Genomic DNA, 18,102 nt, shown 5'->3' on the forward strand with positions numbered 1-18,102 from the left:
AGTTTTCCCCAAGCGGAGAACTGCGACTCTTTTTGTATATCGCATACGGCTACTAGCTTCGGCATTGCATTCATTGGAAAATTCCGATACGATGGGTAAATGGTACAGGTCTAGATGCAGGCAAGGTTCCTAGATGGGATCAATCCAGCTTCGGAAGAGAGTTAGCCTGGAACCATAGTGTTAAATCAAGTGGAGTGTGGATTGGTGCAGTGCAGCATAGACTGGCGTTGGGCTGTATGGTTAATAGGGTAAAGCTACATAAATCAAATGACGTATAGAATCCGGTGTTGCAGATGAAGGGGAGAATACAATGGCTAAACAGGTAAAGGTATCCGAGCTTGTACAGCAGTTTCAAATGGAAGTTATTTCTGGTGAAAAAGGTCTGCGAAGACTGATCACAGTGGATGATTTGAATCGCCCAGGTCTGGAGATGGCCGGGTATTTTGAATATCATACACAGGAGCGGGTACAGCTTCTGGGAAGGTCTGAGTTGGCTTTTCTGGGGATGCTTCCTCCTGAGGAGCGTCGGGATCGGATGGAGCGTCTGTGTACAGAGCTGACTCCATGCATTATTATCACACGTGGTCTGGAGGTACCTGCTGAGCTAGTGGAGGCGAGCGCAGAGCGAGATATTCCTGTACTGCGCACTAATATGGCGACGACGATTTTATCAAGCCGCATCACAGGCTTTCTCGAAAGAAAGCTGGCTCCTACGGCGACTATTCATGGTGTACTGTGTGACGTGTATGGCGTAGGAATGCTTATCACAGGAAGTAGCGGAATTGGTAAAAGTGAAACGGCACTGGAACTGGTTAAACGTGGACATCGCTTGGTAGCAGATGATGCGGTAGAAATTCGGCAAACGTCCGATTTTCAGCTGCATGGTACGGCACCTGAGCTGATCCGTCACCTCTTGGAAATTCGTGGCGTGGGCATTATTAATGTGATGACGCTGTTTGGTGCTGGCGCAGTTCGTAATAACAAGCGGATTACATTGGTTGTTCGTCTGGAGGCATGGCAGCAGGACAAGCAGTATGACCGTCTTGGTCTCGATGAGGAAACGACACGCATTATTGATACAGATGTTCCACTGGTTACAATCCCAGTTCGTCCGGGCCGAAACTTGGCTGTTATTATCGAGGTGGCGGCGATGAACTATCGTTTGAAACAAATGGGCGTTAATGCAGCCCTGCAATTTACAAACAAGCTGACTGCTACGATTTCTGAAGATATGGAAGAGATGGATTAAGGTTTGTTCGTTTGCAAGGAAGAACGAGGAGTGAGAGAAACATATGTCAACGGCAACATTACTGCTGAATCCGATCGCTTTTTCAATCGGGGCAATCAAGGTCCACTGGTATGGGCTTATTTTGGGGCTGGCGGCGCTTGTGGGTTTATATCTCGCCATCCGTGAAGGAAAAAGATTCGGTATTCCGCAGGACTTTTTTATGGATATGCTGCTTCTGGGTGTTCCATCAGCTATTATTGGAGCGCGTATTTATTATGTAGCCTTCAAATGGGAAGACTACCGAGATAATCTATGGGATGTTTTCAAAATTTGGAACGGCGGTATTGCGATATACGGTGCCTTGATCGGGGCCATTATATGTGCGGTCATTTATTTCCGGTATAAAGGGTATAACTTCTGGCGTATCGCTGATATTTGTGCACCAGGCCTACTGATCGGTCAAGCGATTGGACGCTGGGGTAATTTTGTCAATCAGGAAGCCTACGGTGGACCGACGGAAGAAACATTTTTGCGAAATCAGCTCCATCTGCCGGATTTCATTGTGAATCAGATGAACGTTAACGGGGTGTTCCATCACCCTACATTTTTATATGAATCACTGTGGAGTATTGTCGGTGTGATTTTGCTGCTCGTCATTCGTCGTATGAAATTTGTACGTGCAGGCGAAATGTTTGCGTTTTACTTCATTTGGTACTCGATTGGCCGCTTTTTCATCGAGCGTGTACGGACGGATAGTTTGGCTTTTCAGGGACCAGATTGGCTGGCTTCCTTTGTGAATGCTTTGTGGTCTCCTATGGTGTGGTTAGGGTTTGAACCAGGGCATCTGGACCCGAGTTACGGTAATGTACGGATCTCGCAATTGCTGCCTATTTTCATTGTGGTAGCCGCTGTGATTTTCATTTTGGTTCGTCGCCGGAAGGGCACATCTGTTGCTCGGTATAGCGATCCGATTATCTCCAGCAAAGCGGGGATTGATCAGGTACCTGACGTGACGCCAGAACAGGTATCCCGTCCAGGACAGGGCGCGGTTCCTCCAACAGCTACGACGGATAAGCTACCTAAGGAAGACATGGACGAGGACAAGAAGGAGCATCTATGATAAATACGATTTTGTTTGATTTAGACGGCACCATCATGGATACGAATGAGTTGATTATCAGCACATTTCTACACATTTTGAATCATCCGGATGCTGATCCGCTGACGCGGGAGCATATTATTCCTCATATGGGTGGAACGCTGGACGATCAACTCCGTACTTTTTCGGGATTAACGGATGTATCTGGGTTAGTTAAGGACTATCGTGCTTATAATCAGATTCATCATGATCAAATGGTCAAGCCATTTCCATATGTCATTGAGGTTATTCAGGAGTTGCGTGCGCGAGGAATTAAGCTGGGGGTTGTGACAACCAAAATACGACCATCCACGTTACGTGTACTTAACCTGTTCAATCTGACCTCCTCTATGGACTATATTGTGACGGTAGACGATGTGGAGCATCCAAAGCCACACGCTGAGCCAGTGCTCAAGGCATTGGCAGGTTTGAATGCTGAAGCAGAGCATACATTGATGGTCGGAGACAGTTCTTTTGATATTTTGTCAGCTCAGGCAGCAGGTGTGAAATCGGCTGGTGTAGCTTGGTCGCTCAAGGGTGAGGAAACTCTGCGCGGATATGGGCCAGACTACATGTTGCATGATATGCGGGATTTGCTGAAGCTGGAGCTTCAAGGTGTCAATGTATCGTGAGAAAGGTGAACCGCTATCCTGTAGAAGGTCCCAATGCGTTGTGGCAGATTTATCGGACGGTGAGCCGCTGGAAAGGCATTAAGAACTTTATTTTTATACAGATTGCCCGGTATTGTCCTGTGCTTTCTCTGAAAAACGTCATTTACCGCAGAATGCTGGGGATGAAGGTGGGGCAACATGCGGCCTTCGGCCTGATGGTGATGGTAGATGTTTTTTTTCCGGAGCATATTACGATAGGGAACAATTCGGTCATTGGATATAACACGACGATACTGGCTCACGAATACCTCATAGAGGAGTATCGTATCGGTAAAGTGGTGATTGGTGATCATGTGTTGATCGGCGCCAACACAACCATTTTGCCGGGTGTGACCATCGGTGACGGAGCTATCGTAGCGGCCGGAGCGGTCGTACATAAAGACGTGCCCGCAGGTGCATTTGTGGGTGGCAATCCGTTACGTGATTTAAGACGCTCTGGTGTGAATGAGCAGTAAATAGCACAATAGAAAGGCCCCTTATGTATTAAGGGGTCTTTCTTGCATTGTTTTTCTGTATAATAAGTGGGGTAATGCATGTTAATTATGTTTAAAAATTGATAACAGACATATTTGCAAGGCGATATGGGAGCGTGTTGATTTGGTCAAAAAAGAACGTATACCAGAGCTTGATATTTACCGGGGAATATTAATTGCAGCCGTTGTTACCATTCATGCGACTTCAATGGCTTTAATTGATGCGCGTCATTCTCTATTGTTTTATCCTTTTTTATTTTTAAATGTGTTTAGTAGCTTTGCAGTGCCCGTATTTATTTTTGTGAGCGGGTTTGTTTTATTTTACAATTATGTTGATAGGCCGCTTCGTGGTAAGTATATGCTTATATTTTTCCGAAAAAGACTGATGTTTATTGTGTTACCGTACGTTTTGTTTTCTCTTGTGTATTATTTGACCTTGGTAACACGTGGGTTGATGCCGCTCAGTGATCTTCCGCTCGTGCTGTTAACGGGAAAGGCATACACGCATTTGTATTATGTCATCATCATCATCCAATTTTATTTGGTCTTTCCGCTGTTGCTGTGGGGAGTGCAGCGTTTATGCCATTCGATATCGAGTCCACGGAGAGCAGCCTTTGTCATTTTGATAGTAGGGTTAGTCATTCAATGGGGGTTTGTATTGCTGAACAAATACGTTTGGCAAGAGGAAAGAGGAAGTCTTGCGATTACGTATATCAGTTATTTTGCCTTGGGTGCAGCTGTAGCAATTGGATATGAAGGGTTTAAAAAGTGGCTTTTACCGGTGTCAGGTACGGCAATTAGTCGCAGTCAGTTGATCAGTTGGTGGGGCTTGTGGGTGGCTTGGCTACTCCTGGGTATAGCTTATGTGCAAATATGGTTTGTAGCATACCGCAAAGCCATCTATGCAGACTCGCTGATCTATGAACTGCTCCATAATGCATATGCCCTCGTCTCTGCGCTGGTGCTGTTTCAGTTCTCGGTCTTATTATATCGTCATACTAACGATAGGTTGCGAATGTTAATCAGTTGGCTGGGGGCATGCTCATTCGGCATTTATTTACTTCACCCAGCGTTATTGCGGGTGTATCGCAAGTTAGATTTCCAAGGAACGCCGGTAGAATATATCTTCTCTGTTGCGGGTGGATGGTTGTTGGCGCTGTTTGGCTCATGGCTGATTGTGACGTTGTGTTTTCGATATGTACCATTTGCATGGATCGGTTTGGGCACGGTTCCAAAGTTTCCTTCCCGGAGTAAAGAGAACAGATAAATAGCTAAATATTTTGATTTGGACTGTTAGCTTAAAGCTGGCAGTCTTTTTTTAGAGTACAGAATTTATAAGTTTTCAGTGGAGCTGAACAACTCTATATGCACAAAAATTACCGTAAGCGCGGTCTTGCTCCGGAGAATACGTTGATAGATGTTTTTCATATAGGATTCATGTATTTTGCATTGGATAAAATATAGAGAGGGGCAGCCACTTGGCGAATCCGTAAAAAAAAGGGCTGCGCTGTTCGGTTGACGTTCACAAGTAGGGCATGATAATATATCGAATATACTTTAGTTTGTTAGCACTTTACCATGATAAAGATATTGTGAAATCATGAGGTGATAGAGATGTCTAAGCCAAAAGGATTTGAGATCCCTGTAGGGGTTCGAGATTATCTTCCGCGTGCAGTGTCGAAGCTGCGGGCCATTGAACTGAATGTACTCGAATGCATGGAGCGTTGGGGTTACCGCCAGATTATGACGCCTACGATGGAATACTACGATACGGTGGGAGTGGCTAGTTCTACTTCCGATCGGAAGCTGTTTAAATTGCTCAATAACCGGGGAACCACGTTGGTGCTGCGATCGGATATGACCGCTCCGATTGCACGGGTGGTATCTTCGTTGCTAAAGGAAGAGGAAGTACCACTCCGACTTTCCTATCACGCAAATGTATTTCGGGCGATTGAGGAAGAAGCAGGAAGAGAAGCGGAGTTTTTTCAGACGGGTGTGGAGCTGGTGGGTGATGATTCGCCTGAGGCTGATGCAGAAGTTGTAGCATTGGCAATTGCATCATTACAGGCAGCAGGGGTGACCTCTTTTAAAATTGCCATGGGGCATGTGGGATTCCTGAACGGCTTATTTGAGGAAATCATTCCCGGCCGTCAGGCTGAACAACAAGCGCTAAAGGAACTGTTGCTCAGTCGTGATGTAGTGGGCTACCGAACAGCGATTGAAGCTTTGGGCTTGGCTCCCGAACATCGGGATAAGCTGGAAGCTATTCTTCGGTTGCGCGGTGGAAAAGAAATTTGTGACCAGGCTACCCGTCTTAGTGTGGAGCAGCAGACGATTCGATCCATTGCACATTTGTGCGAGGTGTGGGAAGTACTGGAGGCTTACGGCGTATCTGAGCATGTGTTAATCGACCTTACCATGATCGGAGATTTTTCATATTATACAGGAATGACTTTTGAGGGCTATGCGGCGGAGATTGGGTTCCCGGTATGCAACGGAGGTCGCTATGACAATCTGCTTCAGCAGTTTGGTCGATCCGTACCTGCAACGGGATTTGCATTGAAGACAAACCGCATCGTCGATGGTGTGGATGGTATCCAAATGGAGACGAAGCTTCCTGTACTTATCCGTTATGACGAACAGGGACGCCAAGAGGCGTTATCCGCAGCGGCACAGCTACGCGCAATAGGCCTTACGGTAGTGACAGGGCTCACGGGCGGAACGGAAGATCGACGTCGTGAACAGCATGGCCTGTACGCAGAGGTATACAGCTATACAGCCGAAGGAAGACAGCCAGTACAAAGGAGAGAATTGCCATGACGGAAACGTTGAAGGTAGCCATGCCAAAGGGACGGATTTATAAGCAGGCTTCCGAGCTGTTTCGCCAAGCGGGGGTTCCGATTCCACTGGATGTGGACGAAACGCGTAAACTGGTCATTCCACTGCCTGAGCTAGGCATGGAATTTATTATGGCGAAGCCCGTCGATGTTCCTACGTACGTAGAGTATGGGGCGGCGGACATCGGCATCGTGGGCAAGGATGTTTTGCTGGAAGAAAACAAGGATGTGTATGAACTGCTGGATCTCGGGATTGCTCGTTGCCGGATGTCGGTGATTGCTTTACCAGATTGGCAGCCAGGTATTCGTCAGCGGGTCGCTACAAAATATCCGAACGTGGCTTCCCAGTATTTTCGGGAGCAAGGTCAACAGGTGGAGGTTATTAAGCTGAATGGCTCCATTGAACTGGCGCCGTTAATTGGTCTGGCAGACCGTATTGTTGATATGGTGGAAACGGGGCAAACCTTGCGGGAGAACGGATTAGTCGAGCAGATCAGCATACTGGATATTACCAGTCGTCTGATTGCCAATCGGGTCAGCTACCGGATGAAAAACGGCCCGATTCAGGCGTTGTGTGACCGATTGCATCAGGTGATTCCAAATGCGGTGGCACCCCGTGAATAAATGAACTAAAGGAATAAGCCAATGGTTACAGGGCATTCTGCAAGCTGCAAGTAAGGGGGAATGGACAAATGAAGATCGTATCAGCCCGTGATTTCAGCCTCCAACGGGAGGTGGATTACGGCACACCTGAGCAAAATGAGGCTGTGCGTACCATTATTCATTCGGTACGCCAAGAGGGGGATGAGGCTGTCCTGCGGTATACGCAATCGTTTGATGGTGTATCGCTGGTAGCAGAGCAACTTCGTGTGACGGAGGAAGAATTGAAGGCGGCATATGACAAGGTAGAGCCTTCTTTTTTACAGGCGATTCGAGAGGCGGCGGATAATATCCGTGCTTTTCACATGAAGCAAAAACGTAATTCGTGGATGGATTTACAGCCGGATGGTAGCTTGCTCGGCCAAATTATCCGACCGTTGAAACGTGTAGGCGTGTATGTTCCGGGCGGTAAAGCAGCCTATCCATCCTCGGTGCTGATGAATGTCATTCCCGCTCAGGTAGCTGGTGTACCGGAGATTGTCATGGTGACACCCCCGGCTACAGGCGGCAAGGCAGGGATAGATCCATATACACTGGTAGCTGCGGCAGAGGCTGGTGTAACGGAAATATATAGGGTTGGCGGAGCGCAGGCGATTGCCTCTCTCGCTTACGGAACACATAGCATTGAACCAGTCGATAAAATTTGCGGTCCCGGCAACATTTATGTAGCGCTAGCGAAGCGAGAGGTGTACGGCGCGGTGGATATCGACAGTATAGCGGGACCAAGTGAAATTGTCGTGTTGGCTGACGACACGGCGAATGCCTCTTATGTAGCGGCCGACCTGCTTTCACAGGCGGAACATGATGAAATGGCCTCAGCCATACTGGTTACGCCCTCGCAACGCTTGGCCAAAGAAGTATCAGCTGAAGTACAGCGCCAATTGGCAGAGCTGCCGCGTAGAGATATTGCTGCTGCATCTGTGGAGGCATACGGGGCTATCATTGTCGTCGACACTTTGGAAGAGGGTATCCATATTGTAAACCAACTGGCACCAGAACATTTGGAAATTATGACAGAGCAGCCGATGGAGCATGTGGGTCTGATCGAAAACGCGGGAGCTATTTTCCTGGGAGCGTACAGCTCGGAGCCGGTAGGCGATTATTTTGCTGGACCTAACCACATTATCCCGACGAATGGAACGGCGCGGTTTTCTTCGCCAGTGGATATTGATGATTTTATCAAGAAGTCGAGTATGATCTATTACAGCAAGGAAGCACTGCTGCGCAATGGAGAGACGATTATGCAGCTTGCCCGCCATGAAGGACTGGAAGGTCACGCACGGGCGATACAAGTTCGATTGGACAATGAAAAGAAGGCGGTGGATGGCGATGGGGAACGAAAATAACGTAACAGGACGTACAGGCAGCGTCAGCCGGAAGACGAACGAAACGGATATTCAGCTATCTTTTGCAGTAGACGGCACAGGGCAAGCTGAGATTGAAACGGATGTTCCTTTTCTGAATCACATGCTGGATTTGTTCACCAAGCACGGACAATTTGATCTTAATGTACAGGCCAGAGGGGATGTTGATATCGACGATCATCATACCGTGGAGGACATTGGTATTTGTTTGGGGCAAACCTTACTGGAAGCGTTGGGTGATAAAAAAGGAATTAAGCGCTATGCCAGCGTCTTTGTACCGATGGATGAGGCGCTCGCGCAAGTTGTCATTGATCTGAGTAACCGACCCCATTTTGAGTATCGTGCGGAGTATCCATCACAGCAGGTAGGGAGCTTTTCGACAGAGCTGGTGCATGAATTTCTGTGGAAATTTGCGTTGGAGGCTCGCATGACGCTACACGTCATCGTTCACTACGGGCAAAATACCCACCATATGATTGAGGCGGTGTTCAAAGCACTGGGACGTGCACTGGATGAAGCGACCTCCATTGATCCGCGAGTGACGGGAGTGCCTTCAACGAAGGGAGTGCTGTAGTCCATGTCCATTGCCATTGTGGATTACGGCAGAGGCAATCTGCATAGTGTGAGCAAGGCGGTTGAGCGTCTTGGCTATGAGGCTGTAGTAACGGGAGATGCCCAAGTGATTCGTTCCTCCAGCGGTGTGATTTTGCCGGGTGTAGGGGCATTCGGGGACGCTATGGAGCATTTGCGTTCCAGCGGATTGGATCGGGTGATTCAGGAGGTTGCAAGCGCTGGACAACCGCTGCTCGGTGTTTGTCTAGGAATGCAACTGTTATTCACTCGTGGTGAAGAATACGGCAGTCACGAAGGGCTTAATATTTTACCAGGCGAGGTTATTCGGTTTGCTCCTGATCTGGGGGTTAAAGTGCCGCATATGGGCTGGAATCGTCTGCGTATGACTCAGCCGGATCACCCGATGTTACAGGGCTTGGAGGAAGGACATGTGTATTTTGTGCATTCCTATCATGCGAAGCCGGAGGTCGAAAGTGACCTGCTGGCGGTGACCGACTACGGTGGGCCCGTAACGGCTATCGTGGGCAGAGGCCATGTATATGGCATGCAGTTCCACCCAGAGAAAAGCGGGGAAATGGGGATGCAACTGCTTCGTCAGTTTTTGGAACTAGCGGAAGCGGAAAAGCGAGCGTAACGATTCGTGAGTCTGCAGTTGGAGGTACGCCAACTTTGGTCGTTGATTGATGTAAAGGCATATAGATGTTGAATAGCTCACAAGGGGGTCATACTTTGTTCACGATATACCCGGCGATTGATATTCGCGATGGCAAATGTGTACGACTGGTACAAGGAGATTATAACCAGGAGACGATATACAACGAAAACCCGGTGGAGGTTGCCCAAGAATGGGAGCGTTTGGGCGGCTCCTACATTCATTTGGTTGATTTGGACGGTGCTAAAGCAGGTCAACCGGTGAACGATGAACTCATTGGGCGCATCGCTTCTGCGGTGCAAGTGCCTGTACAAGTGGGTGGCGGCTTGCGTACACGAGAACATGTGGAGCGGCTGTTGTCGCTGGGCGTGAGCCGTGTGATCTTGGGCACGGCAGCGATTGAGGATCGTGCTTTTACGGAAGCGGTATTGGGTACCTACGGTGATCGGATCGCCATTGGTCTGGATGCACGTAATGGCTATGTGGCCACGCGCGGATGGCTTGAAACCTCGGAGGTTCGAGCGGACGAATTGGCTGCTGAGTTGGCCTCCAAGGGAGCGGAAACGTTCATTTTCACAGACATTTCCCGCGACGGAATGATGCAAGGCCCGAATGTGGAGGCAATCGTAGCGCTTGCGAAAAGCAGTGGACGAACCGTGATCGCTTCCGGCGGTGTCAGCAAGATGGACGATCTAATCACGCTGAGCACCTATGCGAAAGAGGGTGTGGGCGGTGCTATTGTGGGTAAGGCATTGTATACAGGCAGCATTGATTTACAGGTCGCCGTACAAGCTGTAGCAAAGGCATAGGGGGAGTAGGCATGCTGGCTAAACGTATTATTCCCTGCTTGGATGTAAAGGATGGCAGGGTGGTTAAGGGCGTTAATTTTGTGAACTTACGCGATGCAGGCGATCCGGTGGAATTGGCGGCGCTTTATGACCGGGAAGGGGCAGACGAAATCGTATTTCTGGATATTTCTGCTTCAGTTGAAGGGCGTGCCACCATGGAAGAAGTAGTTCGTCAGACAGCCGGGGAAATTGCCATTCCTTTCACCGTAGGTGGCGGGATATCTCATGTCGATGATATGAAACGCATTTTGCGTGCCGGAGCTGATAAAATCGGCGTAAATACGGCAGCTGTCCGTAACCCTCAGCTGATTGCGGAGGGTGCGCGCAGCTTTGGCTCACAATGTATCGTTGTTGCCATTGATGCCAAGTACAACAAGGCGTGGGGCGAGTGGGAAGTGTATACGCACGGAGGCCGCACGCCATCTGGTATCCGCGCCTTGGCCTGGGCCAAGGAAGCTGAGCAGTTGGGAGCCGGTGAGATTCTGCTGACCAGCATGAATGCGGACGGAACCAAGGACGGCTTTGACCTGCCACTGACTTCCGCGGTGTCGGATACCGTCGGGATTCCAGTTATCGCTTCTGGCGGAGCAGGCAAACAGGAGCATTTCTATGACGTGTTTACGGCGGGCAAAGCGGATGCTGGATTAGCAGCAACGATTTTTCACTATAAAGAAATAGGAATCCCTGAGCTAAAACGGGATTTGAAGCGCAGAGGAGTGGAGATACGATGAGCAACGAATTGAACCAACAGCTATCTCTGGAGCAGATATTGGATAATGTCCGCTGGAATGAGGCAGGTCTTGTCTCGGCGATTGTGCAGGATGATGCTACGCTTCAGGTGCTGACGCTGGCCTATATGAACCGCGAGTCGCTGAAACTATCTTTGGAGTCGGGAGAGACCTGGTTCTGGTCTCGTTCCAGACAGGAGCTGTGGCATAAGGGGGCTACTTCGGGGAATACGCAAAAAATCACCTCCATCCAGCTGGATTGTGACGGTGATGCCCTGTTGGTACGTGTCATTCCGAGTGGTCCTGCCTGTCATACAGGAGCAACGAGCTGCTTTTTTCGTGATATTTCCGCGCCAGGAACGGCTGTAGCACCTGCTGCAGGAAATGCAGGAGACCACACGCTGGTAAATGATGTTTCCAATGCTTCAGCAGACCGCTTTGAGGTGCTTGGCCAGCTGGAGGCGATTATTAAGGAGCGCGAAGAGACACGTCCTGAAGGGGCCTATACGACTTATCTTTTTGATAAAGGTGTAGACAAAATCTTGAAAAAGGTTGGCGAGGAAGCATCCGAGACAATCATTGCCGCCAAAAATAAAGATAATGACGAACTGCGCCTGGAGGTCAGCGATTTGATTTATCACCTGCTGGTGCTGTTGCAGGAGCGCAAGCTACCGCTCGATGACGTGCTGGCTGAGCTGAATCGCCGTCATGAACGTCCTCGTCGTGATTAGTACGGTTTGTTGTAGTGTTGAAAGGGGGAGGGTCGCATGAAAATCGACTATCATACGCATCACGCCCGCTGCGGGCATGCCATAGGGAGTCTGGAAGAGTATGTACAGCAGGGAATTCGGCTGGGTCTGGATCAGCTCGGCTTGTCCGATCACATGCCACTACTGCATGTAAAACCGGCTGACTATTACCCGGAAATGGCGATGCCTATGGAGGAGCTGCCCCGCTACGTGGAAGAATGTTTGGAACTGAAGGAACGTTTTAAAGGACAAATTGATATTCGTGTTGGCTTGGAAGGCGACTACATCGAGGGCTGGGAACGAGAAATCGAAGACATCATCACCGCGTATCCCTGGGATTATGTGATTGGTTCCGTCCACTTTCTCGGTGAATGGGATGTCACGGACTTCCGTCAGGTACACCATTGGGAAGGCAAAAATGTGCTTGAGGTGTACCGCACGTATTATGATGCGGTTTCCAAGGCGGCAGCTACCGGTTTGTATGACATCATGGGTCATCTGGATGTCATTAAGCGCTTCGGCTATCATCCGAAGCCGGAGGAAATGGAGGAGCTGCGTGAACTGGAGCGCTCCGCACTCTCAGCCGTTGCCCGTAGCGGTCGGGCGATGGAACTGAATGCATCAGGGCTTTCGAAGCCCTGTGCCGAGATGTTCCCGAGCCGCCGCATGCTGGAAGAAGCTTTTACGCTAGGCATCCCGCTGACCGTAGGATCGGATGCTCATGATCCGGCGAAGCTGTCCGAGCACTTGGAGAAGGCACGCGCGCTTCTATATGAAGTCGGCTATCGCGAGCTTGCCGTATTTCAGCATCGCGAGCGCTCGCTGGTGCCGCTGACGCTTTAATTATTACGTTTATTGGGTCTAAGTATCATATCCAGTGGCTAGCCGAACGCTCCCTATTTATACAGGGAAAAAGCGCTCGGCTATTTAGCGTATTCTTGTATCTATATCTATCGGTATACGAGCATATATCCGTTTTTTGGAATGAGGTAGGATCGACTGTCAAGTCGTTTTGAAGTTGTGGTATACTGAAGGGTATGAACATGCCAGTTACTTTTAAAGGAGGTGCCTTGGTTATTTATGAAAGGGAAACATCTGCGAGTATCGGAACCTAGCCCTAAAATTATTGCTTTGCGTTTCGACGCATCTTTCTTTTTTGAGAAAGCTGTGCGCTCGCTTGATCGCAATCATTATGACAAGGCATTGAAATATTTTCGCAAAGCCGTTGAATATGAACCGGATAATCCGGTGAATCATTGCAATATGGCGGGTATATTATCAGAGATGGGGGATTATGCAGGTTCGAATGAGATCCTGTCCTCTGTTCTAAGTGACGTAGACTCGTCGATGACAGAGTGTTATTTCTATATGGCGAATAATTACGCTAATATGGAGCAGTTTGAAGAAGCGGAGAAAGCATTGGTCACGTACCTGGAGGAGGACGAAGAAGGCCAGTTTCTTGATGAAGCGGAGGAAATGATGGAGCTGCTCTATTATGAGCTGGACCGTCCAACGAAGCTGAACCGCATTAAGGCCCGGCAGGGAGTAGTAGAGCATGATCAGGCTCGTGTCCTGCTGGAGGAGGGGAAATTTGCTCAGGCAGCCCAGTTGCTCAAGCAAATTTCAGAGGAACAACCGGATATGTTCGCTGCGCGGAATAATCTGGCGCTGGCGTATTACTACATGGGATTGTTCCAAAATGCTAAGGCTACCATTATTCAAGTGCTGGAAGATGAGCCGGGTAATTTACACGCATTGTGCAACTTGGCGATCTTTTATCAGCACGAGGGCGGCGGCCCGGAATTGGATCGTCTGGTGCAGACTTTGGCGGTTACTATACCGTTTCAGGAGGAGCAGGTATTCAAGCTGGCGACCACTATGGGGATTCTCGGACGCCACGAGGAGGCCTACAGACATTTCCGCAGGTTGCTTCATGGCGATGGAGAGAACAATGCGGACGCTTCTTTGTACCATTACACGGCGGTAGCTGCCAGCAATACGGGAAGATATGCGGAAGCTCGGCGGTTGTGGAGTCATTTGCAAAAGCAGGATGCTTCCTCGGAAGTTCCGCGGTTTTTCCTGTCCCGACTGGAGGAACTCCAGCAGGAGGGTACACCGCTGCAAGTGCTCAGCTATCATTATCATCTCCCGTTTGAGGAGCAATTCCGCATGTGGGAGAAGTTTGGTGCTGACCAGGTGCCTGACAGCATGAAGAAGGACCCGCTAATCCGATCATCCTTCTTCTGGGCCTTGCGCCACGGGGACCGGGCGACTCAGCTTCAGGTCATTCAGGCGTTAAGCCTGATCGGTGATGATGAGGTGCGTCAGGCACTGGAGTCCTTCGTAGAAGACCCGGACCAGGAGGATGAGCTGAAACGTCGTGCCTTGCAAGTATTGCAAGAGCTGGCGGAGCAGGGTGAGCAGAAAATGTACCCGGAAACGGAACATTCTGATCAGTCGGAGGTTGAGAACGATCCGCATACAATTGAAGGTGATGTATCTGCTTCCCCAGTCGATCCACAATGGCAGGCAGTGCTGGATAAGGTACTGACCGTCATGAGCAAGTCATCAGATCCGGCCATGCAGCACGATTTGAAATCGCTTTGGCTGGAGTATTTGGATCGGCTCGCCCCGGAAGTTCCGATGGTTCAGCATACTGAGGGATGGGCAGCGGCGCTGGAATATTTGACAGCCAAAATGCATCATCATTCAGTCACCTATCAGGAAGTAGCCGATCGTTATGGTATTTCCGTATCGACCGTAAGCCGCTATGCACGCCAGATTGACAGCGTGTGTGGTATCAAACAGAAGCTGAAGCAGCCGCTCTCCACGTTTAAAAAGCAGGTCTGAGACCTGCTCCAAACATCACTTAAAGGAGGCAACAAACGTATGTATAAATCCATAATTATTGGTACAGGTCCTGCAGGCTACACAGCGGCTATTTATTTGGCACGCGCTAACATGAATCCGCTGATCATTGAAGGGATGCAGCCCGGTGGGCAGCTTACTACAACGACCGAAATTGAAAATTTCCCGGGTTTTGAGCAAGGTATCCTCGGGCCTGAACTGATGGATAATATGCGCAAGCAGGCTGAACGTTTTGGCGCTGAATTTACTTCCGGATGGGTAGAGGAAGTAGATTTCAGCAAACGCCCTTTTAAAGTGAAGGTAGAGGGTAAAGGTATCATTGAGGCGGAGTCGGTCATTATTGCTACAGGTGCGTCCGCCAAATATCTAGGCATTCCGGGTGAGCAGGACAATGTAGGTCGCGGAGTCAGCACGTGCGCAACTTGCGATGGCTTCTTTTTCCGCGGGAAAAAGATTGTCGTGGTTGGCGGTGGCGATTCAGCCATGGAGGAAGCGAGCTTCTTGACCCGTTTTGCTTCCAGTGTAACCTTGGTCCATCGTCGCGATGAGTTGCGGGCATCCAAAATTATGCAAGATCGTGCGCGTGAGAACGAAAAAGTACATTGGGCATTAAACCGGACTCCTCTTGAAGTTGTGACGGGAGAAGCAGGCTTAAAAGGTTTGAAGGTACACAATAATGAGACCAATCAGGATGAGCTGATTGAGGTAGATGGCGTGTTCGTAGCCATCGGGCATACACCGAACACAGGTTTCCTGAACGGACAAATTCATACCGATGAACACGGCTATATTGTAGTAAAGCCAGGCACAACGGAAACGAACATCCCCGGAGTTTTTGCCTGTGGGGACGTACAGGATAACCGTTACCGTCAAGCTATTACGGCTGCGGGAACGGGCTGTATGGCGGCTATGGACTGCGAGAAGTATCTCGAAGGCAGTGCTGTTCACGACTGGAGCGAAACACTGGATCAATAAAAGCGTGTCTATGGTATACAAAAAGGCTAACGGGAGAGCGAAGGAAACCTCTGTTATGCCGCATCTTTTGTTCAGGAAGAGAAAGCCTGCTGCGTTTGCACAGGCTTTCTCCTTTTTATGATTATAGAATTTATAAGTTTTCAGCGGAGCTGAACAATCTATAATCGCAAGAAAAATTTCCGTTAAGCGTGGTCTGGCTTCCTTGAAAGTACGTCAATAGACGTTTTTCTTATGGGTGCATGAGGTTAAAAATTCCGCTAATCGTACACTTTTCAACAAGGAAGTGTCCTTGACCGTAACGGGGGCTTCAATTATAGTTGGAACGTAGGATTACTATTATGAAGTAGGAATTGTAAGCGTATATTTCATACCAGGTTTTTAAGTAAACATAAAGGTGGCTTGGAACATGTCTGAAAGTATCTATGTAGGTGTCGATTTGGGCGGTACCGCGATTAAAGTCGGCATTTGTAATGAAAACGGACAGCTTTTGCACACATATGAGGGACCAACCGAAACCGATAAAGGTGTAGACGTTGTCATCGGTAATATCGAAAAATATGTGCGGCATATTGTTGAGCAATCTCCTTATGAGTGGGATCAACTAAAGGGTGTCGGTGCAGGCGTTGCAGGTTTTACGAATGTTCGTGATGGTATTATTGTCCTCGCTCCTAATATTGGCTTTCGTGACGTACCGATCCGTGCGCTCCTAGAGAACCGGATTGGCAAGCCTGTGAAAATAGACAACGATGCGAATGTTGCTGCGCTGGGTGAGGCTTGGGCTGGTGCAGGCAAAGGCATAGAAAACTGCGTATGCTATACCCTGGGAACAGGAGTAGGTGGCGGCATTATTATAAACGGTAAAATATACCAAGGTTCTTCGGGCATGGCCGGAGAAATTGGCCATATCAGTGTCGTACCTGATCTGGAGGCTATTCAGTGTGGATGCGGCAAAATGGGTTGCTTGGAAACTGTATCTTCCGCAACAGGCATCATTCGTATGGCCAAGGACGCTGTGGAACGTGGCGACCGGACCTCTCTGGCGCTGGAAGATCAAATTGCTGCCAAGGAAGTATTTGATGCTGCTAAAGCCGGGGATGAAGTCGCTCTGCGTATCGTGAACCGTGCTGCTTTCTATTTGGGGAAATCTATGGCAGCAGTTGCCGCTGTGCTTAATCCAGAGTTGTTTATCATAGGTGGCGGTGTTTCCAAAGCAGGCGACTTTTTGTTTGAAGAGATGCGTCGCGTGTACACCAAACTGGCACCTGAGCCCCTTCAAAAAGGGGTATCGATTGTTCCAGCTGTGCTGGGCAATGATGCAGGTATCGTAGGGGCAGCTGGTTTGTTGCTACGTTCCTGATCCTGATCCTGATCCACAGGTTACTGATAATACGGGTACTGGCATAGAGCGAAGAAGCAAAAGGAGAGGGAAGTCCATATGACAGATAACCTAAAAAATGCTGCGCCGTGGGCAACGCTCATTATTATTACGGGGATGTCAGGCGCAGGGAAGACCATTGCGGTTCAGAGCCTGGAAGACTTGGGCTTCTTCTGCGTTGATAATTTGCCTCCTGTACTGATTCCCAAATTTGCCGAGTTGATTGAGCAGTCTAACGGTAAAATAGGCAAGGTGGCACTCGTAATTGATTTACGCGGACGAGAATTTTTCACCGCCTTGTCTGAATCGTTGAATTATATTAAAGATCATTTTACGATTCATTGTGAAATTTTATTCTTAAATGCGAATGATGGCGTTCTCGTACAGCGGTATAAGGAAAGCCGTAGACGTCATCCGCTGGCTCCAGACGGCATGCCTTTGGATGGGATTCGGTTGGAGCGCAAGATGTTGGAAGAATTAAAAAGCTCGGCTACACAGGTTATTGATACAAGTGTGATGAAGCCTGCAACCTTAAAGGCGAGGATTATTTCACGATTTTCTCATCTGGAGAGCAGTATGCTTTCCGTGAACATTACTTCTTTTGGCTTCAAGTATGGTATTCCCATTGATGCCGATCTTATATTCGATGTGCGCTTCCTGCCTAATCCCCACTATGTGGACCAACTACGTCCCCACACGGGACAGGATAGCGATGTATATGATTATGTCATGAAATGGCCCGAGACTCAGGCATTCTTGACCAAGTTGCTGGATATGTTACACTTTTTGATTCCGCAATATCGCAAAGAAGGCAAAAGCCAGGTCATTATCGGCATTGGCTGTACTGGCGGTAAGCATCGTTCTGTTGCAATATCGGAGTATTTAGGAAAAATGCTGGGTGCCAGCGAGACAGAATCTGTTTCTGTTTCGCATCGGGATGCTGATCGGGACCGGCATTAATGA

At 48.9% G+C, this 18,102-nt stretch carries 18 protein-coding genes; all 18 read left to right on the plus strand.

Annotated features, from left to right (window positions below; all coding sequences use genetic code 11):
- The first annotated feature begins 310 nt into the window (after window positions 1-310).
- Entirely contained in the window at window positions 311-1,249 is a 939-nt protein-coding gene (hprK, locus tag NSQ58_RS05730; protein ID WP_013308232.1) for an HPr(Ser) kinase/phosphatase, read from the plus strand.
- 43 nt (window positions 1,250-1,292) lie between these two features.
- Entirely contained in the window at window positions 1,293-2,348 is a 1,056-nt protein-coding gene (gene lgt, locus NSQ58_RS05735; protein ID WP_338533062.1) for a prolipoprotein diacylglyceryl transferase, read from the plus strand.
- On the plus strand, window positions 2,345-2,998 hold the full coding sequence (gene ppaX, locus NSQ58_RS05740; RefSeq protein ID WP_028541868.1) for a pyrophosphatase PpaX: 654 nt from the start codon (window positions 2,345-2,347) through the stop codon (window positions 2,996-2,998). Before lgt ends, ppaX begins: the two co-directional genes overlap by 4 nt.
- A complete protein-coding gene (locus tag NSQ58_RS05745; RefSeq protein ID WP_028541869.1) occupies window positions 2,995-3,492 on the plus strand; it encodes an acyltransferase in 498 nt (165 codons plus the stop codon). Before ppaX ends, NSQ58_RS05745 begins: the two co-directional genes overlap by 4 nt.
- Window positions 3,493-3,634: 142 nt before the next feature.
- On the plus strand, window positions 3,635-4,777 hold the full coding sequence (locus NSQ58_RS05750; RefSeq protein WP_341057007.1) for an acyltransferase: 1,143 nt from the start codon (window positions 3,635-3,637) through the stop codon (window positions 4,775-4,777).
- Window positions 4,778-5,124: 347 nt separating this feature from the next.
- The gene (locus tag NSQ58_RS05755) at window positions 5,125-6,330 is read left to right on the plus strand and encodes an ATP phosphoribosyltransferase regulatory subunit (RefSeq protein WP_023986474.1); all 1,206 of its coding nucleotides are present in this window, start codon (window positions 5,125-5,127) and stop codon (window positions 6,328-6,330) included.
- The gene (gene hisG / locus NSQ58_RS05760) at window positions 6,327-6,971 is read left to right on the plus strand and encodes an ATP phosphoribosyltransferase (protein ID WP_023986475.1); all 645 of its coding nucleotides are present in this window, start codon (window positions 6,327-6,329) and stop codon (window positions 6,969-6,971) included. Before NSQ58_RS05755 ends, hisG begins: the two co-directional genes overlap by 4 nt.
- 68 nt (window positions 6,972-7,039) lie before the next feature.
- Window positions 7,040-8,353, plus strand: a complete 1,314-nt coding sequence (gene hisD / locus NSQ58_RS05765) for a histidinol dehydrogenase (protein ID WP_264454304.1) — start codon at window positions 7,040-7,042, stop codon at window positions 8,351-8,353.
- Entirely contained in the window at window positions 8,337-8,945 is a 609-nt protein-coding gene (hisB, locus tag NSQ58_RS05770; RefSeq protein WP_013308245.1) for an imidazoleglycerol-phosphate dehydratase HisB, read from the plus strand. Before hisD ends, hisB begins: the two co-directional genes overlap by 17 nt.
- A gap of 3 nt (window positions 8,946-8,948) precedes the next feature.
- The gene (hisH, locus tag NSQ58_RS05775) at window positions 8,949-9,578 is read left to right on the plus strand and encodes an imidazole glycerol phosphate synthase subunit HisH (RefSeq protein ID WP_028541873.1); all 630 of its coding nucleotides are present in this window, start codon (window positions 8,949-8,951) and stop codon (window positions 9,576-9,578) included.
- A gap of 95 nt (window positions 9,579-9,673) precedes the next feature.
- Window positions 9,674-10,405 (plus strand): 1-(5-phosphoribosyl)-5-[(5-phosphoribosylamino)methylideneamino]imidazole-4-carboxamide isomerase, encoded by a 732-nt coding sequence (gene hisA, locus NSQ58_RS05780; protein ID WP_023986478.1) that lies wholly within the window; start codon window positions 9,674-9,676, stop codon window positions 10,403-10,405.
- A gap of 11 nt (window positions 10,406-10,416) precedes the next feature.
- Window positions 10,417-11,175, plus strand: coding sequence for an imidazole glycerol phosphate synthase subunit HisF (gene hisF / locus NSQ58_RS05785; RefSeq protein ID WP_023986479.1), 759 nt, complete (start codon window positions 10,417-10,419; stop codon window positions 11,173-11,175).
- A complete protein-coding gene (gene hisIE / locus NSQ58_RS05790; protein ID WP_341057009.1) occupies window positions 11,172-11,903 on the plus strand; it encodes a bifunctional phosphoribosyl-AMP cyclohydrolase/phosphoribosyl-ATP diphosphatase HisIE in 732 nt (243 codons plus the stop codon). Before hisF ends, hisIE begins: the two co-directional genes overlap by 4 nt.
- Before the next feature lie 36 nt (window positions 11,904-11,939).
- Window positions 11,940-12,764 carry a histidinol-phosphatase HisJ gene (hisJ, locus tag NSQ58_RS05795; protein ID WP_023986481.1) on the plus strand — a complete coding sequence of 275 codons (825 nt, stop codon included), beginning with the start codon at window positions 11,940-11,942 and terminating at the stop codon, window positions 12,762-12,764.
- 237 nt (window positions 12,765-13,001) lie between these two features.
- The gene (locus tag NSQ58_RS05800; protein ID WP_341057012.1) at window positions 13,002-14,771 is read left to right on the plus strand and encodes a tetratricopeptide repeat protein; all 1,770 of its coding nucleotides are present in this window, start codon (window positions 13,002-13,004) and stop codon (window positions 14,769-14,771) included.
- 39 nt (window positions 14,772-14,810) lie between these two features.
- On the plus strand, window positions 14,811-15,764 hold the full coding sequence (trxB, locus tag NSQ58_RS05805; protein WP_013308252.1) for a thioredoxin-disulfide reductase: 954 nt from the start codon (window positions 14,811-14,813) through the stop codon (window positions 15,762-15,764).
- Between the two features lie 406 nt (window positions 15,765-16,170).
- Window positions 16,171-17,121 carry an ROK family glucokinase gene (locus tag NSQ58_RS05810; RefSeq protein ID WP_023986484.1) on the plus strand — a complete coding sequence of 317 codons (951 nt, stop codon included), beginning with the start codon at window positions 16,171-16,173 and terminating at the stop codon, window positions 17,119-17,121.
- A 78-nt stretch (window positions 17,122-17,199) separates the two neighbouring features.
- The gene (gene rapZ, locus NSQ58_RS05815; protein ID WP_013308254.1) at window positions 17,200-18,099 is read left to right on the plus strand and encodes an RNase adapter RapZ; all 900 of its coding nucleotides are present in this window, start codon (window positions 17,200-17,202) and stop codon (window positions 18,097-18,099) included.
- Window positions 18,100-18,102 lie beyond the last annotated feature (3 nt).

Source organism: Paenibacillus sp. FSL M7-0134 (genome assembly GCF_038007865.1).
In the GTDB taxonomy this organism is placed as follows: Bacteria; Bacillota; Bacilli; order Paenibacillales; family Paenibacillaceae; genus Paenibacillus; species Paenibacillus polymyxa_B.